Here is a 25,077-nt window from a genome sequence, read left to right as displayed (position 1 = left end):
AACCAGACCGCTACCAGTTCCCCCAGTTCCCCCGGCTGGAAACACTGAGGGAACCGCTACAGGCCGCGCCATTACTGACAGTTCCCCCGGTTCCCTTGGTTCCCCTGCTAAATAACAATGTGAACACCGCAACGCGCAAACCTTAGCCGCCCAGGTTGTAGCGCAACGCATGACGGGAGGGGGATAGAAAAACTCAACGGGCAGCCATTGCCGGAACGAATGCGAGAGCCTTTTTCTTGCGTCTCCAAAATACCGGCTTTGGCCTGCTGATACCCACCCCGGCAAAGGTACTCCCAGACCCCACCCCCTTTGCGGGTAATTCGAGGCCCGGCCTTTTTCTATGTATGGCCTGTTCCTGGCTGCCCCGCTTCCGGTTCCGGTATGACCCGAAAGCCACGCCAGCAATGGCGAGCGAAACCCAAGGCAAGCGGAAACGACCAGCAAACCAAAGTCGTTATTTTGCGGAAACGTAAAAGTGGCGGCCTACTTCGTTCGGGTTTTGGATTGCCTGTTAGTTTTTGGCACCCCCTCCCGGTTGCTGTATCGACCAGCGCCAGCGCACTGACAGCGCGACCAGACGCCGAACAATTAAACAACAACCACACCCCAAGGCTGGCCGTATGTAGTCCAGCACCGGGCCTAGAATGACCCGCAAGGGCCATACCCCCCGGAAGGACCCAAGACGGGGGGGCTGCCGTGGTGCTGGTGCTGTGAGAGATGGCCGCCCATAGAGGCGGCTTTTTTGTGCGCCTTCCCTGCCCTAGCTGCGCTCAATCTACTACCAATCTACTACCAGAACAGCCGAAACAAGGCCAAAGGTGTTTTGAGCAGGCATAAAAAAATCCAGTGACCGCTAAGTGACTGGATTTTCTAGGGTTATTTGGTCGGGACGGAGTGATTCGAACACTCGACCCCTTGCACCCCATGCAAGTGCGCTACCGGGCTGCGCTACGCCCCGACGGGTACAGCTGCTTACGGCAAGCCGAAAGCGGGTCGAACTATACAATAAGCCTCTGAAATGTCAAAGGTTTAACTGCGATTCGTTACTTTTTCAGCACAACCAGAAGGTCTTCAAGCTCGGCGATCATCTGCTTGATCATCTGCTTGTACTGGGTGCTGTCATCCTTGGCTTCGTCGCCGGTCAGGCGCAGGCGCGCGCCGCCGATGGTGAAGCCCTGGTCGTACAGCAGTGCACGGATCTGGCGGATCATCAGCACATCCTGGCGCTGGTAATACCGACGGTTGCCGCGACGCTTGACCGGATTGAGTTGCGGGAACTCCTGCTCCCAGTAGCGCAGGACGTGGGGTTTTACCGCGCAGAGCTCACTGACCTCACCGATGGTGAAGTAGCGCTTGCCCGGAATGGCCGGGAGTTCGTCGTTATGGCTGGGTTCCAGCATATGCTTCAACTCTGGCTTTTAGTTTTTGCCCTGGGCGAAAAGTCACAACACGGCGCGCCGTGATGGGTATCTCTTCACCGGTTTTCGGATTGCGTCCGGGGCGCTGGCGCTTGTCGCGCAGATCAAAGTTGCCGAAACCGGAGAGTTTGACCTGCTCGTTCTGCTGCAACGCGTTACGGATTTCTTCAAAAAACAGTTCAACCAACTCTTTGGCTTCACGCTTGTTCAAGCCCAACTCTTCGAACAGGCGATCAGCCATTTCAGCTTTGGTCAGGGCCCCCATACGCTAGTTCCTTAACGTGGCGTTGAACCTTTGTTCCAGCAAGGTGAGGATGTTCGTGGTTATAGCATTCACCTCATCGTCATTAAGAGTGCGCGATGAATGCTGCCAGGTCAAGCCGATGGCGAGACTTTTTCTTTGCGGATCAATACCTTTACCGACATATACGTCAAACAACCTGAGGTCTGTCAGGTGCTCGCCAGCAGCCTCGCGCATGCAAGCGAGGATCGCTTCGGCAGGTGCCGCACGGTCCACCAGCAAGGCCAGGTCACGCCGCACTTCGGGGAAACGCGACAATTCGCTGAATTTCGGCATCCGCCCTTCTTCAACTTCAGCCAGCAGCAGTTCGAAGAGGAACGTCGGCTGGGTGATATCCAGCGTCCTGGCCAGTTCCGGATGCAAGGCGCCGACATAACCGACCAGACGGCCTTCGCGCTCGATGCGCGCAGTCTGGCCCGGATGCAGCGCCGGATGCTCACCCGGCACGAAGCTGAAAGCTGAAGCTGCGCCGCCGAGGCCGAGCAGTGCTTCAACATCGGCCTTGGCGTCATAGAAATCGACCGCATCCTTGCCGTTGGCCCAGCCTTCCAGCAGACGATTACCAGTGACCACACCGGCCAGCATCGGCTCCTGTTTGAGGCCGTCCAGCTGACCGACAAAGCGCAAACCGCTTTCAAACAGGCGGATACGCGTCTGCTGGCGATTCAGGTTGTGCTGTACGGCCTTGATCAGGCCAGGCCACAGCGAATTGCGCATGGCGGACATATCGGCCGAGATCGGGTTGGCCAGTTGCAGAGGTTTTACGCCCGGGCTGAACAGCTCGAACATCCTGGGATCAATAAAGCTGTAGGTAATGGCTTCCTGATAGCCGCGGGCGACCAGCAAACGGCGAATGGCCGACAGATCGGCACGCGCTTCAGCACGCGATTGTGGCGCCAGGCGGGCCTGTGGATAGCGCACTGGCAGGCGGTTGTAGCCATACAGGCGGCCCAGCTCTTCGATCAGATCGACTTCCAGGCTGATATCAAACCGGTGGCTGGGCACTGCAACCTGCCATTGGCCATCACCGTGAGGCGTAACGCCCAGGCCAAGCCCGGAGAGCAACTGTTCGATATCAGCAGCCCGCATCTGCAGGCCAAGCATCTGGCTGATGCGCTCGACACGCAGCGTTATTGGCTGGATGACCGGCAAGTCTGCTTCGCTGACCGTTTCGATGACCGGGCCAGGTTCGCCGCCAACGATGTCCAGCAGCAAGGCGGTGGCCCGCTCCATGGCTTCGCGCGCCAGTTTGAAATCGACGCCACGCTCGAAGCGGTGCGAAGAATCCGTGTGCAAGCCGTAGGAGCGGGCCTTGCCAGCCAGGGCGATGGTGTCGAAAAAGGCACTTTCGAGAAACAGGTCACGGGTCTTGGCGCTGACGCCGCTGTGCTCGCCACCCATCACGCCGGCAATCGCCAGGGCGCGGGTGTGATCGGCGATAACCAGCGTATCGGCGCGCAGCGTGGCTTCCTGGCCATCGAGCAGGACGAGCTTCTCGCCCTCTTCTGCCATGCGCACACGAATGCCGCCGTGGATTTCGGCCAAGTCGAAGGCGTGCATCGGCTGGCCCAGCTCAAGCATGACGTAGTTGGTTACATCGACTGCCGCATCGATACTGCGGATGTCGGCACGCCGCAGGCGCTCGACCATCCACAATGGCGTGGGCTGTGACAGATCGACATTGCGCACCACACGGCCCAGATAACGCGGGCAGGCCTTGCTGGCCAGCACTTCGACCGGCCGCACGTCATCGTGCTGTGCCGGTACAGCAGCGATATCCGGACGGGTTACCGGCGCGCCGTACAGGGCACCGACTTCACGGGCCAGACCGGCCAGTGACAGGCAGTCGCCACGGTTGGGCGTGAGGTCCACTTCGATGCTGACATCGTTCAGCGAGAGATACTCGCGAACGCACTTGCCGACCGGGGCATCGGCAGCCAGCTCCATCAGGCCATCGTGGTCTTCGCTGAGTTTCAGCTCGGCCGCCGAACAGAGCATGCCGTTGGATTCAACACCGCGCAGCTTGGCCTTCTTGATCTTGAAGTCGCCCGGCAGTTCGGCACCAAGCATGGCGAATGGGATTTTCAGGCCCGGACGCACATTCGGCGCACCGCAGACCACCTGGAATGTCTCGGCCCCGTTGCTGACCTGGCAGACACGCAGCTTGTCGGCATCCGGATGCAGTTCGGTGGAAATCACTTCTCCGACCACCACACCACTGAAAGCGCCTGCCACCGGCGTGACGCTATCGACTTCCAGCCCGGCCATGGAAAGGCGCGCGACCAGCTCTTCGCTTGAAACCTGCGGATTAACCCAACTGCGCAGCCATTGTTCACTGAATTTCATTTTGTCTGTTTTCCTGAACGATTCGATAACGTACTGACTGGAGGACTAGCGAAATTGCGCCAGAAACCGCAGATCGTTGTCGAAGAACAAGCGCAGGTCATTCACGCCGTAACGCAGCATTGCCAGGCGCTCGACGCCCATGCCGAAGGCGAAGCCCTGGTATTTTTCCGGATCGATATTGGACATGCGCAACACGTTCGGATGCACCATGCCGCAGCCCATGACTTCCAGCCAGCCGGTCTGTTTGCACACGCGACAGCCCTTGCCACTGCACATCACGCACTGCATGTCGACTTCGGCGGACGGCTCGGTGAAGGGGAAAAATGACGGGCGGAAACGCACGCCCAGCGGTTTCTCGAAAAACACCCGCAGGAACTCTTCGATGGTGCCTTTGAGATCGGCAAAACTGATGTCTTCGTCAACCAGCAGCCCTTCGACCTGATGAAACATCGGCGAATGGGTGATATCCGAGTCACAGCGGTAAACCCGACCCGGACAAACGATGCGGATCGGCGGCTTCTGGCTTTCCATGGTGCGCACCTGCACCGGCGAGGTATGGGTGCGCAGCAACATGTTGGCATTGAAGTAAAAGGTGTCATGCATGGCCCGCGCCGGGTGGTGGCCGGGAATGTTGAGTGCTTCGAAATTATGGTAGTCGTCTTCGACTTCCGGGCCTTCGGCCACGTTGTAGCCGATATGCGTGAAGAACTGCTCCACGCGTTCCAGCGTACGGGTTACCGGGTGCAGGCCGCCCGAGGCCTGGCCACGGCCGGGCAAGGTCACATCGATCTGTTCGGCAGCCAGCTTGGCGTCAAGAGCAGCCCCTTCAAGGGACTCCTTGCGCGCATTGAGAGCGGTCTGTACCTGCTCTTTGGCTTCGTTGATCAGCGCGCCAACCTTGGGGCGCTCCTCGGCAGGCAGGTTGCCCAGGGTTTTCATGACCTGGGTCAGTTCACCTTTCTTGCCAAGGTACTGAACGCGGAGTTGCTCAAGGACATTGATATCGTCGGTTTTATGCACAGCCTCAAGCGCTTGCGAGACCAATGCAGCCAGGTTTTCCATTTACAGACTCCAGATACGAAAACAGGGGAAGAGCTTGAAGGCTCTTCCCCTGTTAATGACGTTCAGCACCGGGCGCAAACCCGGTGATTGTCGGGGACTTAAGCCAGTTCGGCTTTCGCTTTCTCGACAATCGCAGCAAACGCCGCTTTTTCGTTCACTGCCAGATCGGCCAGAACTTTACGGTCGATTTCCACAGATGCCTTTTTCAGGCCAGCGATCAAACGGCTGTAAGACAGACCATTTACACGCGCACCCGCATTGATACGGGCAATCCACAGAGCACGGAACTGACGCTTCCGCTGGCGGCGGTCACGGTAGGCGTACTGGCCTGCCTTGATTACAGCCTGCTTGGCAACACGGAATACACGCGAACGTGCGCCGTAGTAGCCTTTGGCGAGTTTCATAATTTTCTTGTGACGGGCACGAGCGATAACGCCACGCTTTACACGAGCCATGAGTAATTTCCTCTAGTCTTGACCTAAATTAACGTACGCGCATCATGCGATCTACTTTTGCCACGTCAGACGGATGCACCATGGTGCTGCCGCGCAGTTGACGCTTACGCTTGGTAGACATTTTGGTCAGGATGTGGCTCTTGAAAGCGTGCTTGTGCTTGAAGCCGTTTGCAGTTTTCAAGAAGCGCTTTGCAGCGCCACTTTTAGTTTTCATCTTTGGCATGTTTGTTACTCCGCATTGAAGTGATTACCGATAACCAGAAGGCCTGCCTGTGCCCTGGAGGTTACTTTCGCTTTTTGGGGGCGATGACCATCATTAGTTGGCGTCCTTCCATCTTCGGATGCTGTTCAACGGCGCCGTATTCCGCGAGGTCAGCTTCGACCCGCTTCAACAACTCCATTCCCAGCTCCTGGTGGGCCATCTCACGACCGCGGAATCTCAACGATACCTTGGCCTTGTCCCCTTCTGTAAGGAAACGTATCAGGTTGCGTAGTTTTACCTGATAGTCCCCATCTTCCGTCCCTGGTCGAAACTTGATTTCTTTGATCTGCTGCTGATGCTGGTTCTTCTTCGCAATAGCAGCCAGTTTTTTCTTCTCAAACAGATGTTTGCCGTAATCCATGATGCGGCAAACCGGCGGTACTGCATCTGCAGAAATCTCCACCAGATCAAGCTTGGCCTCTTCAGCTACGCGCATCGCCTCATCAATCGAAACAATGCCAATCTGCTCGCCTTCAGCGCCAATCAACCGAACCTCACGGGCCGAGATATTCTCGTTTATCGGGGGCTTCGGTGCTGCTCTCTTGTCCTGTCTGTTATCACGCTTAATAATCGTTACTCCAAATCTTGGCGACCACGCCGGGAAACCGCCTGCGCAAGCAGATCTTTGAACTGTGTGACGGGCATTGAGCCCAGGTCAACACCCTCTCGGGTGCGCACGGCGACGGTTTGCGTCTCCACTTCACGATCCCCTATAACCAGAAGGTATGGGACCTTGAGTAAAGTGTGCTCGCGGATTTTAAAGCCGATCTTCTCGTTTCTCAAGTCGGACTTGGCACGAAACCCGCTTTCATTGAGCATTTTCTCAACTTTCCCGGCGAAATCGGCCTGTTTGTCGGTGATATTCAGAATTACCGCCTGCAGCGGAGCAAGCCATGCCGGAAACGCGCCTTCGTAATGTTCGATGAGAACACCGATGAAACGCTCGAACGAGCCGAGCACGGCACGGTGCAACATCACCGGATGCTTGCGGCTGTTGTCTTCGCTGACGTACTCGGCACCCAGTCGTACCGGCAGGTTGAAATCCAGCTGTAAAGTACCGCACTGCCAGACCCGGCCAAGACAATCCTTCAGGGAAAACTCGATCTTCGGGCCATAAAAAGCGCCTTCGCCCGGCTGCAGGTCAAACGGCAAGCCGGCACTGACCAGCGCCGCCTCCAGAGCGGCTTCGGCGCGATCCCACAACTCGTCGGCACCTACGCGCTTTTCCGGGCGGGTCGAGAGTTTCAGTTCGATATCCTCGAAACCGAAATCGGCATAAACATCCAGCGTCATCTTGATGAACGCGGCGGCCTCCGCCTGCATCTGCTCTTCGGTACAGAAGATGTGGGCATCATCCTGGGTAAAAGCGCGCACGCGCATGATGCCGTGCAGCGAACCGGACGGCTCGTTGCGATGGCAGGCACCGAACTCGGCCAGCCGCATGGGCAGGTCGCGGTAGCTCTTCAGACCCTGATTGAACACCTGGATGTGACAGGGGCAGTTCATCGGCTTGACCGCGTAGTCGCGGCTTTCCGACTCGGTGGTGAACATCATGTCACCGTAGTTGGCCCAGTGTCCGGAGCGCTCCCACAGGGCGCGATCGACCACCTGCGGTGTCTTGATCTCCAGATAGCCACGGTCGTGCTGCACCTTGCGCATGTACTGCTCAAGCACCTGATACAGGGTCCAGCCATTGGGATGCCAGAACACCATGCCCGGCGCTTCTTCCTGGGTATGGAACAGATCCAGACGCTTGCCGATCTTGCGATGATCGCGCTTCTCCGCTTCTTCCAGACGATGCAGATAGTCCTTGAGGTCCTGCTTGCTGCCCCAGCAGGTACCGTAGATGCGTTGCAGCATCTTGTTCTTCGAATCGCCGCGCCAGTAGGCGCCGGCCACTTTCATCAGCTTGAAGGCCTGCAGCTTGCCGGTAGAGGGCACGTGCGGGCCGCGGCACAGGTCGATGAACTCGCCCTGACTGTAGAACGACAGCTCTTCATCGCCCGGAATCGATTCAATGATTTCGACCTTGTACTTCTCGCCCAGCTTCTCGAAGAAGGCCACAGCCTCACTGCGCGACATCAGCGAACGGGAAACCGGCAGATCGGACTTGGCAATTTCGAGCATGCGCGCTTCGATCTTCTCGAGATCTTCCGTGGTAAACGGCTTTTCACAATCGAAGTCGTAGAAGAAGCCGTTATCGATGACCGGGCCGATAGTCACCTGGGTACCCGGAAACAGCTGCTGCACCGCCATCGCCATCAGGTGCGCACAGGAATGCCGCAGCACCTCGACACCTTCGGCGTCACGGCTGGTGATGATCGACAGGGCAACATCGCTATCGAGCAGATACGAGGTATCGACCAGTTCGCCATTGACCTTGCCGGCCAGTGCCGCCTTGGCCAGACCGGCACCAATGGATAAAGCCACCTCGGCTACGCTAACCGGGTGATCGAACGAACGTTGACTGCCGTCAGGAAGGGTAATGATGGGCATGGCGCCTCCTCTCCTAGTGGTGACCCCTACCAAAGGCCACGTGGGTTGGGATGAGCCAGGAGCGTGATACGTCGGGTCATGTCTGCCAGACAATGGCAGGGGCGCAAAGCCAACCGCAACGAATCAGGATCACTGGAGGTAAATCAAACTGCTGCTGTCAAAGGGACTCTGGGCAGCAAACCGGGTATCAAAAGCCGCCTTGGCGGCCTTTGGCACGTTTTCAAGGCGGGCGAATATAACACAGTGGAATCAAGGCGTTGTAATTGAATCCTGGCGTTTGCCTGACAACCGCCGAACCATTCTAGCCGGCGAAACAAGCGCTCTACCGGGTGAGCGGCATTCCACCGGCTTATAACCTGACATTTCTTGTGCCGCAGCGGGGCTGCACCGGCCCTGCATTTGTTGCGCGAACCGCAGCAGCGTGCCATGTTCGGCAGGTCAATCACATCAACCGAAGCACAGGGCGAATGCTCTGCGCCCTACGGAGACAACATGACCATCACTCTCTATGACTGCGCAACCGCGCCCAGCCCGCGCCGCGCGCGCATCCTGCTTGCGGAAAAAGGTATTGCCCACGAAACGGTCAACATCGACCTGTCCAAGCGCGAACAGCTTGGCGAGGCATTCCGTGCCATCAATCCGCGCTGCACCGTACCGGCCTTGCGCCTGGAAGATGGCCATATCCTTACGGATAACGCCGGCATTGCTGCCTATCTCGAAGCACGCTTCCCCGAGCCGCCCCTGATGGGCACCACGCCTCTGGAAAAGGCCGATATCGCCAGCTGGAACTCGCGCATCGAACTGGAATGCTTCATGGCGATTGCCGAAGGCCTGCGCAACAGCTCGCCCGCCATGGTTGACCGCGCCCTGCCCGGCCCGGTGAATTACCCGCAAATTCCGGAGCTGGCGCAGCGCGGCGTGGCCCGCGTGCAGAGTTTCTTCGATGTTCTGGAAGCGCACCTGGAAGGCCGCGACAACATTGCCGGCAACGGTTTCAGCATTGCCGACATCAGCGCCGTGATTGCCGTGGATTTTGCCCGCGTAATACGGGTCAAACCGGGCGAGCAGCATCCCAACCTGTTGCGCTGGCGCGCTGCCATGGCTTTGCGACCATCCATGCAGCTCTGAGCGCAGCATCCGCATACCTGCACGGGCTGCCGGCAGGATACAAGGCTTGCAGGCCTGCGCTGGAACGGCGTAAAAACCGCGACAGCGCGTGCCAGTATCGCAGCAGCGGCAAACCGCAGACACAAAAAAGCCGATCATCTCTGATCGGCTTTTTAATCCCGCACAGTGCGGGATGTGTTTGGCAGGCACGATTGGACTCGAACCAACGCCCCTCCGGCTCCACCAAATGAAACAGCAAAAGCCCTTGAATTTTCTGCTGATTTTCAGGGGCTTTTGGCTTTCTGGCTGCCCGGTTTCATTAGGCCACTACATTCACCACAAGGAGCAGCGTGCGAGCCTTGGTTGGCCGAGAGAGCGGCACTTTCGATCCAGAGCGGCCAGTCAATGTACTAGCGCCCACCGTCCTGGCCAGACTCCAGCTCGCGTAAAAGCTTCTGCAGTGCTTTGTGCCTTTGCAGATAGCTATCAATCAGGGGGTTGAGCAAGCCACGCAGCAGTGCAAATGGCACCCATCTTCCCGGAACAACAATACGTGCCCGGCGAGAACGCATACCTTGCACAATCGCCCTGGCCACCTGCTGAGGTTGAATCGGTTGGCGCATAAAGCTCGGCATCACGGTTTCATTCATGCGTGTGGCCAGGTCATTACCACCGAAGGCCATCTTGACAATAGCCGTATCGGTCCAGGCCGGATAGACCACACTGGACGTCGCACCTGTGCCGCCTAATTCGACCAGCAAGGCACGAGTCAAGGCCTCTACAGCGGCCTTGGAAACGGCATAAGGCGCGTTGACCAGACCGTTTAAGAAAGCATAGATGGACGAGGTCACCAGAATCTGTCCCTGATTGCGAATGACCTCCGGCAAGGCCGCCTGGATCGTATTCCACACACCGAACAGATCCACTTCGACGATGCGCCGAAACTCGTCCGAGGGGCAGATACGCAGAGTCTTGGGGTTGCTGTGCCAGGAAATGCCGGCATTGGCGAATGCCACATCGAGGCGGCCAAAGCGCTCGACGGCGCGCTGCACCACCCTTTTTGAGGCTTCGACGTCGGTCACGTCGAGCGCCAGCGGCAGGACGCGCTCGGCGTCGAACTCCTGAGCGAGCTGGTCAACGGCCTCCTGCTGCATGTCCGTAAGCACCAACAAAGCTCCCAAGCCATACAGCTCCCGTGCGGTGGCCGCACCTATTCCCCCGGCGGCGCCAGTAATCAGTACTACTTTGCCTATCAAGTCGTAAGCCATATTGCTATTCCCAGAGAGTCAATCAGTGTTTTAGAAGCGCTCGATACCGGGCATTTGCCACTGGCCGTCGAGCAAGCGCTGGGTCGGCAAATAGATGCGTACGGTCAAGGTGAAGGGACCACTGCGGGGAGTGGGTAGCCAGTTACTGAGTTGCTGTTCTCCCGGCGCTTCGCTCTGCAACAGCAGATCCAGCGAGCCATCCGGGTTGTAGACCAGCTTGTCGCGGTCACCCAACGCATAGCGATGCAGGGGGTTGGGGATTAGATAGCCATTCATGTCGTAAGCAGTAAGCGACCAGAAGGCTTGGGCAGGTGGAAGTTCGCCCGCAGCAAAGTGCAGGCGGTAGCGCTGGCCACTCTGCAGTACCTCTCCCCGGGCATCGACTTTGGCGTTGAAGTAGGAGGCTTCGGCGGCGAGATTGGCTCCGAAACCGTACATAGCCACCACCGCGCGAAGGCCGTAGTCCTGGCCGAAGGCGGCCATATGCTTGGGTGCCTTGTTCCAGCCGTTGACGAGCACTTTCGGACTTTCCAGGGCCGCGTTCATTTCCCGCTCCGCTAGCCACATGCCCACTGCCACGGCATGCTCCTGCAGCCAGTTCCATCGCGGCTCGCCCTCCCCAACCCGCACGCCAAGCTGCTCCAGTTCGGCCACAGCGGCAACGTCTGTCGCGGCGGCCGGATTGTCCTCCATCAACATCGACAACTGTCCGAAGAAGGCCCGAGGGCCCAGCTTACGCATCTCGAACAGTGGCGACGGTGGCAGTTGCTTGGGCAACTGGAACGGCAGCGCCTCGATCACTGTACCCTGCTGCCAGTCGTCGAGACTGCGCAGACTGATCCCGGCCTGTATGGCATGCACAGCGGGATAGTCCGATTTTCCATTGGTTTGAACCCGGCCAAGCAGCCAGTTGATGCGTGTGGATGAACGCAGCAGTGTCATGCCTTCCGGAACCTGGCCATGCCAGTCAGGGCCCGCCAGCAAGAAGCGCCCGCCCTTGTCACCTGTTGTACGCGTACCAACACTGGCAAACACGTTGGTCCAGGCATCAAGAAACTGCATCACCAGATAACGCGAGCTAGCTGGAACCTCAAACACCCAAGGCCCTGCATCCATATCAAGCCAGGCCTGGGTATAGAGTGTGTCCAGATTCGGCCTGACGAAAACCTGAAAATCAGCCTCGGGAAACTGGGCCATGTTCACCAGGCGGTTGGCCGGAGCAACCGTGTGAATGAAACTGTTGCGCGTAAGATCGGTCATCACCAACGGATAACCAAACACGTAACTCTTGGCAGCCAGGCGTACGGTGCTCATCTGGCTCCACAGAATGCCACCGACAATCAACAGTACAACCAGCCCAACCCATAGCCAGCTGCGCGCGATGGAGCGCTTCTGTCGGTTTTCTGAAGTATTCATAGTGACGCTCTCCGTTAGCGCATGGTCAGGCCAAAAGGTTCTTCACTGAAGTCGAAGCAACCGAGGAAGGTTTTGATGTCGCGCAGACTCCCGTGGATCTGAACATCGCCCACAAGGCTCCCTGTAGCAGACTGTGCGGCCCAGACGCTTGCAACGCTTAATGCTGCAGCTGCCTAATTTCAGTAACCGCCCTTCCAGTCAGGGATACGGGCGGTCACATACAGCTTTAGCGAGCGACAACTCTCGCCAGCCCGAGATCAGGCAAACGTAGTCAGTTTGAAGTCCTGCATTTCCGGAGTTTTCATCTCCTTCTCCCAGCGCTGCCAGGTATAGGGCCACAGAACCGGGTCACCATCCGGATCCAGATACCAGCTCTGGCAGCCACCCACCCATACGGTTTGCGACATGCCTTCTTTCATGTAGCGGCTGAAGCGTTCCAGTGCCTCTGGCTGCACGTCGATCTCGTCAAACTTCCGCTCGCGCCAGCGCTGCAGGATTTGCAGAATGTAACCGCACTGCACTTCACTCATGGCAATCACCGAGTAATTACCGATCGGCGTATGCGGCCCGAGCATCAGGAAATTGTTCGGGAAGTTGGGCATAAACAGTGAGCGATAGGTGCGGATCTTCTTGCTCCAGGCTTCATCGATGGTCAGCCCATCCTTGCCGCGCATATCCATGGGCCGCATGAAATTGAAGTTATGGAAACCGGTGGAAAGGACCAGCACATCCAGTTCGTGCTCGCGACCGTCTTTGGTCCTGATGCCTTTGGGGGTGATTTCGACTATGCCGTCGGTGACCAGTTCGACATTGTCGCGCTGCACGGCGTCATAAAAGGTTTTGTTGATGATAATCCGCTTGCAGCCGACCTTGTAATCCGGGCGCAATTTTTCCCGGAGCTTCTTGTCTTTGACGCTGAAACGCAGGTTCAACTTGCACATGGCACTGAACAGGAAATTCTGTGGCTGATGACCGGTAACCGCCTTGGTCAGCAAGTTCTGAATGGCCCACTCGTAAGCCAGACGCAAGCGCCGCAAGCGGTTGGGATGTTCGCGAAACTTGGCCTTGTCGGCTTCGCTGAACTCTTTGTTGGCCAAGGGCAAAATCCACTGCGGGGTGCGTTGAAAAACCGACAGCTTGCCAGCCTGCTTGGCGACCTCGGGAATAACCTGCGCGGCCGTCGAACCCGTGCCGATTACCCCGATGCGCTTGCCTTGCAAATCAACGCTGTGATCCCACTCTGCGGTGTGAAACATCGCGCCTTTGAAGGTGTCGATGCCCTTGATCTGCGGCCGGGCCGGATGATGCAGAATGCCGGTGCAGTTGATGACAAAGTCGGCAACATAGGTGTTGCCCTTGCGGGTAGTGACTGTCCACTTGCCCTTATCGTAAATGCTGCTGACCACTTCTTCATTGAACTGGACCTTGTCGGTCACGCCGTATTTGCGCCCGACCATTTCGCAGTACTCGCGAATCTCCGCGCCGTAGGCGAAAAGATGTGACCAGTTGGGATTCAGTTCGAAGGAGTAGGTGTACATGTGCGCCGGAATATCGCAGGCCAAGCCCGGATAGGTGTTCTCGCGCCAGGTGCCGCCCAGGCAATCCTTCTTCTCCAGCACCACCAAATCGGTGATGCCCGCCTCGCGCAACTTGATGGTCATGAGTATTCCGGTCACACCGGTACCGATAATGACCACTTTGGGACTGCGTAATGCTGTATCAACGCTTGCGTTATTCATGTAATGCCACTCCTGCAAATGAAGTAAATAGCAGAGCAAAGAACCTGTGCACCTTCAGCATCCTGTAGCGCCACCATCAATGACTGGCAGCGCAATATGCGTACAGTGTCAGGCTAGAAGCTTGAGCTTCTAACCTGTCATACGCTCCAACAAGATTGCCGCGCCCAGTCCGCCACCAGCGCAACTCGAGATAATCGCGTAACGCCCGTTGCCCTGTTGCAGGCGATGGGCAGCGGTTGTCAGCAGGCGAACGCCGGTCGCCGAGAAAGGATTACCCAAGGCCAACGAACCGCCCCAGGTATTCAGCTTCTCCAGCGGGATGGCGCCAACGGCCTGCTCCATTGCGTGACGCTGTTTGGCAAAGTCTGCCGAGCCCAGGCAGACCTGATTGACCAGTATCTGCGCGGCAAAGGCCTCATGCAGTTCCCAGACATCAATATCATCAACGCTCAGGCCATTTCGGCGCAGCAAGCGCGGTATCGCCATGGCTGGGCCCAACAACATTTCATCATTGAGGTCGGCAGTACCTGCCAAGACGTAATCACGCACCGCCGCCAGAGGCGTCAATTGCATCCGCTCGGCCGCGCCCAGACTGGTGAGCAGCAGTGCCGCCGCACCGTCAGTCAGGCGTGACGAGTTGCCAGCCGTGACGATGCCGGAGCGCTTGTTGAAAACCGGTTTAAGGCGGCCAAGTTTTTCCAGGCTCGCATCCGCACGCACACTGTTGTCGCGTGTTACCGGCTGCGCTTGCCCGCTGACATGTACCGGGACGATATCCGCATCGTAATTCCCTTGCTCCCAGGCCTGGCTCGCCAGCTGGTGACTGCGCACGGCGAACGCATCACTTTCCGCGCGAGTGGAGCCGTATTTCTCCACCATGCGCTCGCACAAGGCGCCCATAGTCTTGCGCGTAGTGAAGTCGGTTCCCGTAGGCATTTTTGGCAGCAAGTCACGCGGGCGCAAGGATTTCAATATGGATAATACCGTCGCCGCCGAGCTGTCCTGGTTCAGCCGCATGACGGAACGACGTAACGTCTGAGAAAGGCGTACAGGGATATCAGAAAAGCTCTCGGTGCCTCCGGCAACCGCCACTTCGATACGCCCGAGCAAGATCATGTCGCAGAGGTTGGCCACCGCGACATTAGGTGACAGCCCGGCCATCGACACCGTGTAAGCCGGCGTGGTGCTGGGCAGGCCTGCATTGAGCATGCACTCGCGCGCCACGTTCGAGGTTTCTGTCTCATGCACAACGGTGCCCATGCAGACCATGTCCACGCAGCCGCCATCAATGCCGGACTTTTCAATCACACCAGCAATAGCCTTGGCGCCCAGCTCATAACTCATCAAGGAAGAAAATTTACCGCCCGTGTCGAGAAACGGAGTGCGTGCGCCGCGCACAATCACTGGCAGGCGTTTTGGGTCAGCCACTAACGATGAGGATTTTTTCATAACGGGAGTCCTATGGATTAACGAGCGAAAAAGCTGCCGGCCAGGTGAATGCTGCCATCCTGGTTACGCAGGCGAAAATGCTGCGCCCCTTTGCTATCCGGGGCTTCAGCCAGCTGCACTTCCAGCATCGGGCAGGGCAAGAGCAACGGCTTGATAAAGCGCACCTCGATGTCGGCAATATCAAAACCTGCATCGCGTATGACTTCGAAGCTACGTGCCAGCGTACCGAAGCCCTGCAGAATGCAACCGCCGAATTTCGAACGCCGCGCCACCGGCCATAGCGTATGGATCGGGTTGTAATCACCGGTCAACAGCCCGAAATTAATTCCTTCATTAGGCCCGGCAGACCAATGGCCAATGGTTTTATAGAGAGTTTCATCCGGGCGCGTGCTCGCTGCTTTCTTGCTTTTTCCGCCACGAGGAATTGCGGTGTAATTATCAATGATCATCACCTCACCCTGCGCAGCAGTGCGGGCGACGATGCGGGTATGGATACGCACGCGGCTTGGCTCTTCATTGATGCTCAGCAACTGGCCACGCAAAAGCAGGCTTTCACCGCGCTGGATCGGCGCCTTGATTTGTAAACGCAGGCCTTGATTGAGAATGCTGCGTACATCGTAGGGAGCCAGACCGCCCAGGGTCGCCAGCGCCCCCATGGCCCAATGACTGCAAAAGTGCGGCGGCAGAATGCCGTCATAGCGATCAGCCGGAGCCCCCGACCACGCCAGGTACTTATCGAGCAAATGTGCAGATGGCGGTGCCACCTTAAACTCACGCACCTCGTCTAGAGGCGGAACTTTGCGCGAGTTGATTAGCGGTATAACCGAACCCGCAAAAGCCTTGAGCATGGCACCGAAGGTTGGCGCGGTTTCTAAAACCAAACGCGCAGGAAACTGGATAGGCATAACATTTGTCCTCAAGCTGGTCATGGAGTTCGTATTCAGTAATGCAATAGCGCTGTCTGTGCATACGCCAGTGCGAGCGAAATAGCCCTTAGCGAAGCGCTTTCTTGTCCAGCTTACCCACGGCAGTCAGCGGCAACGCCTCGGCGAAATGGATCTGCTTGGGAACCTTATAGGCCGACATATGCTCGCGACAGAAGTCTAAAATTTCCGTGCGAATATCATCCTGATTTCGTTTCTGGTGCGCGGCTGATAACTGCACATGGAGATTTACGATGTCATTGCCGGGACGTTTTTTATCGGGCGTACCGATCACCGCGCACAGTTCGATGCAGTCAAGCTCGGCCAGCTTGCCTTCCACCTCGACCGAAAAAACCTTGTAGCCGCCGACGATAAGCATGTCCTTGGCCCGATCGGAAATGGTGATATAGCCCTCCTCATCCATGCTCCCGATATCACCGGTATAGAGCCAGATCTCTCCCTGAAAGTCGCGCATGGTCTTGGCTGTGGCTTCAGGATTATCGAGATAACGCGCCATCACCTGCGCGCCATTGACAATGATTTCGCCGGCCTCGCCAAAGGGCAGTTCGTGCATGCCGGTATCTACATCGACGATTTTTACCCGCGTATTTGATAACGGCAGCCCCACCGAGCCGACCTTGGCCCGGCCTGGCGGATTAAGCACAGTCACGCCGCTGCTTTCGGTCATGCCATAACCTTCACACAGTTTGCCTTTGCCAATCACCGCTTCAAGCCGATGAATCATTTCCGGCGCAAAGGGAGCGGCACCGGATACAGCCATCTTCAGCCTTGAAAAATCAATGTGCTTGAAGTCCGGGTCATCTAACAGCATCTGGAATAGCGTGGGCACATTGGCAAGGTGGGTAGGCGGGAATTCGCGCATCGTCTTGCAGAACAAGGCCGTATTGCGTGGGTCAGGAATAACCAGTATGCGCGCGGCTTGACGGAGCCCCAGCGTGCCGAGCGCGAGCCCAGCCGTATGAAAATAGGGAAAAGCGCTGGCGAGCGTATCGCGACCGGCTTCATAACGCGCAAAATCATCCATTTGCGTAAGGCTGCTGAAAACCGAGCGCAGGGTCAGTTCCGCGCCTTTCGGTTTGCCGGTCGTGCCACCCGTGTATTGAATGTACATAGTGTCGTCGAAATGCATCGCGGTATGTATACGTGCAGACGATGCCTGCGCCATTTGCTCCCTGAGCCTTTGTACGCGCACCGTACCCATAGGGTTCAGCTTGATCCTTGGCACTTTGTTCAGGGCATAGGCCAATTTCCGCTTCCAGCCGGGCAGGAAGTCGACGGGACCACTGACCAACACAGCCTTCAGCAGAGGGGTATTAGCCGCTACAGTTGCAACGTTCTGGTTAAAAAACTGATCCAGCGTGATCAGCACTTTGATCCGCGCATCGTTAACCTGATGGGTAAGCTCGCTTGCTGTCAGCAGCGGTGAAACACCTGAAACGGCTGCACCAAGTTTTGCTGCCGCCACCAACGCAATCAGGTATTGCGGTGTATTCGGCAGGTGACTACCGATGACATCCCCCGGCCCCACACCCAACTCACGCAACACATGGGCTAACTGATTGGCGTAGGCGTCCAACTGGCCATAGGAGATGGTTGTACCAAGGTACTCGATGGCTGGACGATCCTTGAGACGATAGGCGTGGGACTCGACATAGTCCGCAAGGGATTTCTCTGCTATCGGCTTAACGTCCAGCGAAATGCCCAACTCCTGATACACAGGAGCCCATGGCAGATCTTGTTCCCTGGCACGAATATCCATTAGTTATTGTTCTCCGGTTCCTGCGCAAAATCAGTAGTCGTAATGACTCGGACGGCAACACCAGGCGTGGCGTATTGCCCACTTTGTTACGTCATCATCCTGACACCCTCTCACGACAAGTCCGAGGACAGACACCGACAGCCTCCGTGCAGATAGCGACAGACCAGGCATGCCTTTATCGGCTGGCAGGAATTACACGCCTTCAGCGCGCGCGGTGAGCGATCTTGTATTCCGAAGGCGTGATGCCGAACCAGCGCTTGAAGGCGCGGCGAAAGGCCGATTCATCTTGATAGCCCAGGGCCAACGCCACCGACTCCACCGTATGCCGCGGCGACTCAAGACAGGCTTTCGCCTGACGGCCCAGCTCCCCGTCCAGAAGCTCCTGATAGGAGCAGCCTTCGGCCTTCAGATAGCGCATCAGCGTGCGCGAAGACAGGTTGAAATGACGAGCAACCTGCTCGGAGGACAAGATCTGTCCCGCGTGATTCTGTAAAACACGAATAACCCGAAATTTCCACGCCTCACCTTGGCGCTGATCATGCTGCAGCTGCTCGCACTGACGCAGAGCCAATTCAAAAGAGAGGTTGTCGCGACACAGGTTGGGGTTATGCAGCACCGCTTTAGGAATCAGTACCGTGGTTTCCTGAGCATCAAACGAATGAGGACTATGCAGGTACTGTGCATATTGCTCCGCATAGGCAGGTGCGGCATAAGCAAACTGGAAGCGCGCCTCCGTCACTTTGCGCCCCATCATCAGCTCCATACTGTCCTGCACGGCAATCACCATGCCTTCAATCAAGCAGCGCGCCACTTCGTCTGGTGAGAGACGCACGTCGAGGTGAATGAGCATGTCACCCCCCTCGAAGCTACGTCGATAGGTCACCGGTATGCGTATCTCATGGTAGCGCTCCAGTACCGCCCAAGCCTCATTCAGATTCGGAGCGGTGGCGAGCAGCTGTCCCAATGGCCCATGTGCCGCAATATGCAGGCGACTGCCCATCTCCAGGCCAAAAGCGGGGTTGCCGGAAAGTCGCAGCGCATTACTGATAACGACTGCGTAGTCCTCATCACTGATAAGCAACTCCAATGACCGCAGACTTTCCAGCGTAATAGAGGTGCCTGCCAACAGCTCCTGCTGGCCAGCCTCATCCAGCCGCAGCTGGCGGGCGAGCATACAAGTATAAGCAATGGAGCTGGGCAATTCGGCTACCTCGGTGCTGGTTTCAGAAGCCTCACGGTATCAAAGCAGCGAAAGGTCATCGTTTTAAGGGCTATTTCTTTATCTGGCTGGCTATGACCTTTTTGACCAGCTTGCCATAGGGTGGTCGCAGATATTTGAAAGGATCCAGGGTTGACTGACTGTATACCGCTTTGGCATGACTGAAATTTTTAAAACCATCAAAGCCGTGATAACACCCCGTGCCACTATCCCCAACACCACCAAAGGGCAAGTCATCTTGTAGTATGTGGGCCATGAGATCATTCACCACCATGCCACCCGATACAGTCTCCCGTGTTAATTTTTCAATTTCTTTCTGGTTACTACCAAAGTAATACAAAGCCAGCGGCCTGGCCCGCTGGTTAATATAAGTAATAACTTCTTGCAGATTGGAGTAGCTCTTCACTGACAACAACGGGCCAAATATTTCTTCCTGCTCGACACGGCAATTTACACCGGCATTTATAATCAGCGACGGTAATACACGGCGACCGCTACAGCCACCCTCGTGCAAATTAACAACCCTGGCCCCAGCTCCTTTAGCCTCGCTTAACATATCCCTGAGACGATCGGCGTGGCGCTGCGTAATAATGTGCGTATATTCCGGGTCAGTTGCAATATTCGGGAACATCTTTTGCAGGCTTGACTTGCAAGCAGTTACAAACTCTTCCAGTTTACTTTCGGGAACACATATCGTATCCGGGCACAGGCATATCTGTCCGCCATTCAATGACTTGGCCCACATCAACTTGTCTGCAGCCAACTTAATGTTCGCTCCAGAAGAGATAATGACCGGATTCTTTCCTCCCAACTCCAATGTCAGAGGCACTAAATTGGGCGCCGCAGACTGTGCTACCAATCGGGCGATATTGGTTGAACCGGTAAACAGCAAATGATCAAACTTGAGTTTGGAAAACTCCGCAGAAACCTCTGGCCCGCCCAGGACCACAGCAAGCTCCGTTTCATCAAAGCGCTTGGCTATCAGTGCCGCCATTAACCTGGAAGTTTCCGGACTTAATTCCGATGGCTTTAACAGAACCCGATTACCTGCACCAAAAATATCCGCCAACGGAGAAAGAGCAAGTTGTATCGGAAAGTTCCACGGAGAAATATTACCCACCACACCCAGCGGTACATATTCTACTTTTGATTTGGCACCCATTAAGCCCAGCGGGAATTTACTGCTACGACTTTCAGGTTTCATCCATTGCTTGAGGTGTTTACGAACATGCTTCAGATTTTCCAGCGTCGGAAAAATATCGCTAAAGCGCGTCATCATTGGCGAGCGATTTTCAAAGTCCGCCATTACCGCATCGATCAGAGACTGCTCATTCTCCACCAGCATATCAATCATGCGATTAATGCGATCAGTGCGAAGTTCCAGGCTGGCATAGGGCTCCTTGATCTGCGCAGCACGTTGATTGTCAAATAAACGCCGGAGCTCTTCCGAGCCTACTGAAGAAACTTCATTAACACTCATAGCCTGACCTCACAAATTAATTTACCGATCGCTTATTTGACATCCAGTCGATTTTTTGAACCACACATAGCCGTTACTTGGCGCTGTTTTGCTGTCACTTTTATACGCTTCAGGAGCCAGGGTAACTTCACAACCCGGATCACTGGCCATAACGGTGACTGCGCACATGGCCGTCAATGAAAGCTCAGCCTGTGCGCGGTCTTTACAGGGCAGGTTCAACGCACGCCCGCGTCACACTGTTTCAATCTCCTCACAAGTGCACGCGGCTTACCCGTGCTGCATCCCTCTACACCAAGTACTTACTGCCTTGTAGCCGAGTGACGGGGGCAGCCGCTTCAGACGCCGCGAAACACCGGTTTCTGCTTCTGGAAGAACGCCTTGATCGCACTTTGGCAGTCTTCGCTAATCATGCATGAGTTCTGCAACCCAGACTCTTTGGCCGCAATTTCGCGATAGCTGGAATCGTGCACCGCGCGCATTATTTGCTTGCCAAACCTCTGCGCGATCGGCGCCCCCTCGGCCAAGGTCTGCGCCCAGGCACGGGTTTCACTGGCCAGATCAGCCGGTGCAACCACCTTGTTGACCAGCCCGTATTTTTCGCACTCAAGCGCCGGCAAGCGACCGGCCTCAGCAAACAACTGCATGGCTTTTTTGTAACCCAGGGCATTGACCAGGTGATAGCTCATGCCGCCATCCGGCACCAGACTAAGACCGGCGAAAGCCAGGTATAAAAAGGCATCATCGGCCATCACGGCCAGATCGCAGGTCATCGCCAGCGCCGCGCCAATGCCGGCACAGGCACCATGTACCGACGCGATATACAGCTTGCTGGCATCATGAATGCCCATCAGTACCGGCATGTATTCCTGTTGAATTTGCGCATCAATGGTTTTGAAGCCCGCCAGGCCTTCAGACAAGTCAGTACCCGAACAAAAGCCACGACCTTCGGCACTGATGATTACCACCCGCACATCGTCGCTTGCTTCAGCTGTATCAATCGCCTGCTTCAGCTCCAGGCGCATCTTCTGGCTGATCGCATTCATCGCCTCAGGGCGATTCAAACGGATGGTTGCCACACGATTGGCAACCGAGTACTTGATGGTCTGGAACTCACTCATGTTCTGTCTCTCGTAAAATTCAGGCTGTCGATGCGCGCTAAACAGCGCATCGGTGGATGCTGCACTCAGCTCAATATGCCGTCTTTGTCCAGCGCATCGATACGGCTGGCAGCGAAGCCCCAGTCAGCCAGGACCGCTCGCGTGTCGGCACCTTCAGCAGACGGGGCTGCCGGAGTTGGACACTGGCTACGGCTGAATTTCGGGGCTGGCGCGGGCTGGTAATGGCCGTTGATTTCAACGTAGGTGCCACGGGCTTTGTTGTGCGGATGCTCAATGGCTTCCTTGAAGTCGAGAATGCCCGCAACACAGGCATCACTACCCTCGAAAATCTCGACCCATTGCGCGCGGGTTTTTGACTTGAACGTTGCGCTAAAAGCCGCTTTCAGTTCGGGCCATTTTTTCGGGTTGTGCTGGTCCTGCACAAAGTGCTCGGGCAGACCGGCCTTCTCAATCATCTGCGCAAAAAACTGTGGCTCGATGGGCCCTACCGACAGATGCTTGCCATCGGCCGTTGCGTAAGCGCCGTACCACGGCACACCACCATCAAGCATGTTGCTTTCACGGGCGGTAGACCAGGCACCGAGCTTGTTCATGGTGTAGAACAAACTCATCAGGTGCGCGGAACAATCGGTAATGGCGGTATCGATCACTTGTCCCTGTCCGGACTTCTGCACTTCCAGCAACGCAGCAAGAATGCCGACCACGAGGAACAGACTGCCCCCGGCAAAGTCGCCCACCAGATTCAGCGGTGGCAATGGCTCTGCCTTGGTGCCGATGGCAGCAGCGACGCCGGTCAGGGAGATGTAGTTGTAGTCATGGCCAGCGGCGTGCGCGAGCGGCCCGGTTTGCCCCCAGCCGGTCATCCGTCCATAGATAATTCTGGGGTTACGCTGCAGGCATACATCAGGGCCGAAGCCCAACCGCTCGGCGACTCCCGGACGATTGCCTTCAAAGATCACATCGGCGCTTTCCACCAGCTGCATCAAGGCCTCGATGCCCTGCGGTTTGCGCAGGTCCAGGGCGATGCTGCGCTTGCCGCGCGAGTTCACATCCAGCGCCGATGGCGGCGCAATCGAATTGGGCTTGGAAGCGCGCTCGACGACGATCACCTCAGCGCCCAGATCGGCCAGCAGTTGACCCGCATAGGGGCCTGGGCCAATACCCTTCATTTCAATGATTTTGATACCAGCCAGAGGCCCCATGGGTTCACCTTCGTTGCTTGATAAATGAAAAAGCTGATGGCGCAATATCCGGGCTACGCGTAGCCCGGTCGCATACGCTTGGCTTACTTGGGCTGCATCCGGATACCGGCATCCATACGGATGCATTCACCGTTGGTGTAATCGTTCTCGACGATGAACTGCGACAAGTGCGCGATCTCTTCCGCGCGGCCCAGGCGTTGCGGGAACAACGGGCTGCGCGACAGACTTTCATAGGCAGCTTCTGGCAGGGCATCAAACAGCGGTGTGTGAATCAAGCCAGGAACAATGGTGTTGACCCGGATACCGTACTGGGCCAGATCGCGCGCGATGGGCAAGGTCATGCCGACCACGCCACCTTTGGACGCACTGTAGGCGGCCTGACCAACCTGCCCCTCATATGCTGCAATGGAGGCCGTATTGATGATCACACCACGGCTGCCATCCTCGGTAACCGGCTCCTGCCTGGACATCTGCAATGCCGCCAGGCGCAGCACATTGAAGGTACCCACCAGGTTGATATCGACCACTGTCTTGAAGATATTCAGCGGAAATGCGCCGTCCCTGCCCACGGTTTTAACCGCGCTGCCAACACCGGCAAAGTTATTGCAAATGTGTACCGCACCAAAGCGCTCAAGCACCACATCCAGAGCCGCCTGCACGGCGTCTTCGCTGGTTACATTGACGTCTTGATAGATAACCGCATCGCCCAGTTCGGCAGCCAGGGCGTTGCCACGCTCGTCGTTCATGTCGAAGATGGCAACCTTGGCGCCAAGGGCAACGTAGCGCCGTACCGTTGCTTCGCCCAAGCCTGATGCACCACCGGTAACGATGGCAACTTTACCTTTGATATCCATTACTTGATCCTTATCTCAATCCAGGTTGCTGCGGTATTTCTCGGAGAAAATGTCGCGACTGATGATCAGCTTCATAATTTCCGAACTGCCCGCAAGAATGCGATTGACCCGCGCATCGGTGAACATGTTGCAGATCGGGTATTCCTTCATGTAGCCGGCACCGCCATGCAACTGCACACCCAGGTCGAGCATCTTCCACTCGACTTCAGTGGTTTGCAGTTTGGCCTTGGCGGCCATATTGACGTTGAGCTGGCCCACGTTGTGCAGCGCGACCAGATGGTCGACAAAGACCTCCAGCACCGCGATCTCGGCATCCATTTCGGCCATCTTGAACTGGGTGTTCTGCATGGCCGCCAACGGCTTGCCGAATACCTTGCGCTCCATCACGAAGTCACGGGTCAGGTTGAACGCCCGACGCGCACTGGATACCGAGCCCACGGCGGCAATCAACCGCTCTTCGGCCAGCCCCTGCATCAGGTAGATAAAGCCCCTGCCCGGCTCACCGAGAATGTTTTCCTTGGGGATTTTGACGTTCGAGAAAAACAGTTCGGCGGTGTCCTGGGCTTTCATGCCCATCTTGTCGAGGTTGCGGCCACGTTCGAAACCTGGCATGCCGCGCTCGACCACACACAGGGTCATGGCATGTGGATTGTTCGCCGGATCGGACTTGCCCGCCACAATGATGTAGTCGGCATTGATGCCGTTGGAAATATAGGTTTTCGAGCCGTGCAGAACGAAATGATCGCCCTCTTCTTTCAGCGTGGTGCGCATGCCCGCGAGGTCGCTGCCGGCATCCGGCTCGGTCATGGCAATGGCCAGAATTTTTTCGCCACTGACACAGCCCGGCAGGAAGCGGCGCTTCTGCTCATCATTACCAAAATGCTGGATGTACGGCCCGACCAGACGGCTGTGCAGGGTGTTGAACCACTCGGCACAACCCTGGCGCACGGTCTCCTCGATGATGATCTGTTCAAAGCGGAAGTCCTTGTCGCCCATCCCGCCGTATTGCTCGTCCGGCCAGATCATCAGAAAGCCCAGATCACCGGCCTTCTTGAACGCAGAGCGATCAACAATGTTTTGCTCGCGCCACATCTCAATGTTCGGTGCAATTTCCGCCTCCAGAAACTTGCGATAGGCATCGCGAAACATATTCTGCTCTTCAGTAAAATTTCTCACGACTCA

General features: G+C 56.7%; 21 protein-coding genes and 1 tRNA gene. 1 reads left to right on the top strand and 21 read right to left on the bottom strand.

The genetic code is table 11. The features are described 5' to 3' along the window. Positions 1-881: 881 nt before the first annotated feature. From BLT89_RS07185 to thrS, 9 genes are all read right to left on the bottom strand, one after another. Positions 882-958: transfer RNA gene (locus tag BLT89_RS07185), tRNA-Pro, on the bottom strand. A gap of 85 nt (positions 959-1,043) precedes the next feature. Beyond that, complete coding sequence (locus tag BLT89_RS07180; RefSeq protein WP_090193800.1) at positions 1,044-1,400, bottom strand: MerR family transcriptional regulator; 357 nt, start codon at positions 1,398-1,400, stop codon at positions 1,044-1,046. Continuing rightward, positions 1,381-1,683 carry an integration host factor subunit alpha gene (gene ihfA / locus BLT89_RS07175; RefSeq protein ID WP_090193799.1) on the bottom strand — a complete coding sequence of 101 codons (303 nt, stop codon included), beginning with the start codon at positions 1,681-1,683 and terminating at the stop codon, positions 1,381-1,383. Before ihfA ends, BLT89_RS07180 begins: the two co-directional genes overlap by 20 nt. 3 nt (positions 1,684-1,686) lie before the next feature. After that, entirely contained in the window at positions 1,687-4,065 is a 2,379-nt protein-coding gene (pheT, locus tag BLT89_RS07170; RefSeq protein ID WP_090193797.1) for a phenylalanine--tRNA ligase subunit beta, read from the bottom strand. Positions 4,066-4,110: 45 nt separating this feature from the next. After that, on the bottom strand, positions 4,111-5,127 hold the full coding sequence (gene pheS, locus BLT89_RS07165; RefSeq protein WP_090193795.1) for a phenylalanine--tRNA ligase subunit alpha: 1,017 nt from the start codon (positions 5,125-5,127) through the stop codon (positions 4,111-4,113). Positions 5,128-5,225: 98 nt separating this feature from the next. Next, a complete protein-coding gene (gene rplT / locus BLT89_RS07160; RefSeq protein ID WP_090193794.1) occupies positions 5,226-5,582 on the bottom strand; it encodes a 50S ribosomal protein L20 in 357 nt (118 codons plus the stop codon). A 28-nt stretch (positions 5,583-5,610) separates the two neighbouring features. After that, positions 5,611-5,805, bottom strand: coding sequence for a 50S ribosomal protein L35 (gene rpmI, locus BLT89_RS07155; RefSeq protein ID WP_090193792.1), 195 nt, complete (start codon positions 5,803-5,805; stop codon positions 5,611-5,613). A 61-nt stretch (positions 5,806-5,866) separates the two neighbouring features. Beyond that, the gene (infC, locus tag BLT89_RS07150) at positions 5,867-6,415 is read right to left on the bottom strand and encodes a translation initiation factor IF-3 (RefSeq protein WP_090193790.1); all 549 of its coding nucleotides are present in this window, start codon (positions 6,413-6,415) and stop codon (positions 5,867-5,869) included. A 2-nt stretch (positions 6,416-6,417) separates the two neighbouring features. Next, entirely contained in the window at positions 6,418-8,340 is a 1,923-nt protein-coding gene (gene thrS, locus BLT89_RS07145; protein WP_090193789.1) for a threonine--tRNA ligase, read from the bottom strand. Positions 8,341-8,832: 492 nt separating this feature from the next. Here thrS and BLT89_RS07140 point away from each other — a divergent pair, with 492 nt between their 5' ends. Beyond that, the gene (locus tag BLT89_RS07140) at positions 8,833-9,468 is read left to right on the top strand and encodes a glutathione S-transferase family protein (protein WP_090193787.1); all 636 of its coding nucleotides are present in this window, start codon (positions 8,833-8,835) and stop codon (positions 9,466-9,468) included. 389 nt (positions 9,469-9,857) lie between these two features. Here BLT89_RS07140 and BLT89_RS07135 read toward each other — a convergent pair whose 3' ends face one another. From BLT89_RS07135 to BLT89_RS07080, 12 genes are all read right to left on the bottom strand, one after another. Continuing rightward, a complete protein-coding gene (locus BLT89_RS07135) occupies positions 9,858-10,715 on the bottom strand; it encodes an SDR family NAD(P)-dependent oxidoreductase (RefSeq protein WP_090193785.1) in 858 nt (285 codons plus the stop codon). Positions 10,716-10,745: 30 nt separating this feature from the next. Next, complete coding sequence (locus BLT89_RS07130) at positions 10,746-12,131, bottom strand: DUF1254 domain-containing protein (protein WP_090193783.1); 1,386 nt, start codon at positions 12,129-12,131, stop codon at positions 10,746-10,748. 257 nt (positions 12,132-12,388) lie between these two features. Beyond that, positions 12,389-13,870, bottom strand: a complete 1,482-nt coding sequence (locus BLT89_RS07125) for a flavin-containing monooxygenase (protein WP_090193781.1) — start codon at positions 13,868-13,870, stop codon at positions 12,389-12,391. Between the two features lie 129 nt (positions 13,871-13,999). Next, positions 14,000-15,319: a thiolase family protein gene (locus BLT89_RS07120; RefSeq protein ID WP_090193780.1), complete on the bottom strand. Its 1,320-nt coding sequence runs from the start codon at positions 15,317-15,319 to the stop codon at positions 14,000-14,002. A gap of 17 nt (positions 15,320-15,336) precedes the next feature. Further along, positions 15,337-16,224, bottom strand: a complete 888-nt coding sequence (locus BLT89_RS07115) for a MaoC/PaaZ C-terminal domain-containing protein (protein WP_157718816.1) — start codon at positions 16,222-16,224, stop codon at positions 15,337-15,339. Positions 16,225-16,312: 88 nt separating this feature from the next. Then, positions 16,313-18,022 carry a class I adenylate-forming enzyme family protein gene (locus tag BLT89_RS07110; protein WP_090193776.1) on the bottom strand — a complete coding sequence of 570 codons (1,710 nt, stop codon included), beginning with the start codon at positions 18,020-18,022 and terminating at the stop codon, positions 16,313-16,315. A gap of 202 nt (positions 18,023-18,224) precedes the next feature. Then, positions 18,225-19,223 (bottom strand): AraC family transcriptional regulator, encoded by a 999-nt coding sequence (locus tag BLT89_RS07105; RefSeq protein WP_157718815.1) that lies wholly within the window; start codon positions 19,221-19,223, stop codon positions 18,225-18,227. Between the two features lie 70 nt (positions 19,224-19,293). Next, the gene (locus tag BLT89_RS07100; protein ID WP_090193772.1) at positions 19,294-20,721 is read right to left on the bottom strand and encodes a coniferyl aldehyde dehydrogenase; all 1,428 of its coding nucleotides are present in this window, start codon (positions 20,719-20,721) and stop codon (positions 19,294-19,296) included. 335 nt (positions 20,722-21,056) lie between these two features. Next, entirely contained in the window at positions 21,057-21,839 is a 783-nt protein-coding gene (locus BLT89_RS07095) for an enoyl-CoA hydratase/isomerase family protein (protein ID WP_090193771.1), read from the bottom strand. 65 nt (positions 21,840-21,904) lie between these two features. Continuing rightward, a complete protein-coding gene (locus tag BLT89_RS07090) occupies positions 21,905-23,041 on the bottom strand; it encodes a CaiB/BaiF CoA transferase family protein (protein WP_090193769.1) in 1,137 nt (378 codons plus the stop codon). An 83-nt stretch (positions 23,042-23,124) separates the two neighbouring features. After that, entirely contained in the window at positions 23,125-23,895 is a 771-nt protein-coding gene (locus BLT89_RS07085) for an SDR family NAD(P)-dependent oxidoreductase (protein WP_090193768.1), read from the bottom strand. A 15-nt stretch (positions 23,896-23,910) separates the two neighbouring features. Beyond that, on the bottom strand, positions 23,911-25,071 hold the full coding sequence (locus BLT89_RS07080; RefSeq protein ID WP_090193767.1) for an acyl-CoA dehydrogenase family protein: 1,161 nt from the start codon (positions 25,069-25,071) through the stop codon (positions 23,911-23,913). Positions 25,072-25,077: the final 6 nt, after the last annotated feature.

Source organism: Pseudomonas pohangensis (assembly GCF_900105995.1).
Classification (GTDB): domain Bacteria; phylum Pseudomonadota; class Gammaproteobacteria; order Pseudomonadales; family Pseudomonadaceae; genus Aquipseudomonas; species Aquipseudomonas pohangensis.
The sequence above is the reverse complement of the archived record's forward strand: the minus strand, read 5'-3'. Positions and strand labels throughout refer to the sequence as shown.

Coding starts and splice junctions, on each gene's coding strand:
- BLT89_RS07140 (WP_090193787.1), top strand. CDS start 8,833: ATGACCATCACTCTCTATGACTGCGCAACCGCGCCCAGCCCGCGCCGC.
- BLT89_RS07085 (WP_090193768.1), bottom strand. CDS start 23,895: ATGGATATCAAAGGTAAAGTTGCCATCGTTACCGGTGGTGCATCAGGC.
- BLT89_RS07090 (WP_090193769.1), bottom strand. CDS start 23,041: ATGGGGCCTCTGGCTGGTATCAAAATCATTGAAATGAAGGGTATTGGC.
- pheS (WP_090193795.1), bottom strand. CDS start 5,127: ATGGAAAACCTGGCTGCATTGGTCTCGCAAGCGCTTGAGGCTGTGCAT.
- BLT89_RS07180 (WP_090193800.1), bottom strand. CDS start 1,400: ATGCTGGAACCCAGCCATAACGACGAACTCCCGGCCATTCCGGGCAAG.
- BLT89_RS07100 (WP_090193772.1), bottom strand. CDS start 20,721: ATGAGTGTTAATGAAGTTTCTTCAGTAGGCTCGGAAGAGCTCCGGCGT.
- thrS (WP_090193789.1), bottom strand. CDS start 8,340: ATGCCCATCATTACCCTTCCTGACGGCAGTCAACGTTCGTTCGATCAC.
- rplT (WP_090193794.1), bottom strand. CDS start 5,582: ATGGCTCGTGTAAAGCGTGGCGTTATCGCTCGTGCCCGTCACAAGAAA.
- BLT89_RS07135 (WP_090193785.1), bottom strand. CDS start 10,715: ATGGCTTACGACTTGATAGGCAAAGTAGTACTGATTACTGGCGCCGCC.
- rpmI (WP_090193792.1), bottom strand. CDS start 5,805: ATGCCAAAGATGAAAACTAAAAGTGGCGCTGCAAAGCGCTTCTTGAAA.
- BLT89_RS07125 (WP_090193781.1), bottom strand. CDS start 13,870: ATGAATAACGCAAGCGTTGATACAGCATTACGCAGTCCCAAAGTGGTC.
- BLT89_RS07130 (WP_090193783.1), bottom strand. CDS start 12,131: ATGAATACTTCAGAAAACCGACAGAAGCGCTCCATCGCGCGCAGCTGG.
- BLT89_RS07115 (WP_157718816.1), bottom strand. CDS start 16,224: ATGCCTATCCAGTTTCCTGCGCGTTTGGTTTTAGAAACCGCGCCAACC.
- ihfA (WP_090193799.1), bottom strand. CDS start 1,683: ATGGGGGCCCTGACCAAAGCTGAAATGGCTGATCGCCTGTTCGAAGAG.
- BLT89_RS07120 (WP_090193780.1), bottom strand. CDS start 15,319: ATGAAAAAATCCTCATCGTTAGTGGCTGACCCAAAACGCCTGCCAGTG.
- BLT89_RS07110 (WP_090193776.1), bottom strand. CDS start 18,022: ATGGATATTCGTGCCAGGGAACAAGATCTGCCATGGGCTCCTGTGTAT.
- pheT (WP_090193797.1), bottom strand. CDS start 4,065: ATGAAATTCAGTGAACAATGGCTGCGCAGTTGGGTTAATCCGCAGGTT.
- BLT89_RS07095 (WP_090193771.1), bottom strand. CDS start 21,839: ATGAGTGAGTTCCAGACCATCAAGTACTCGGTTGCCAATCGTGTGGCA.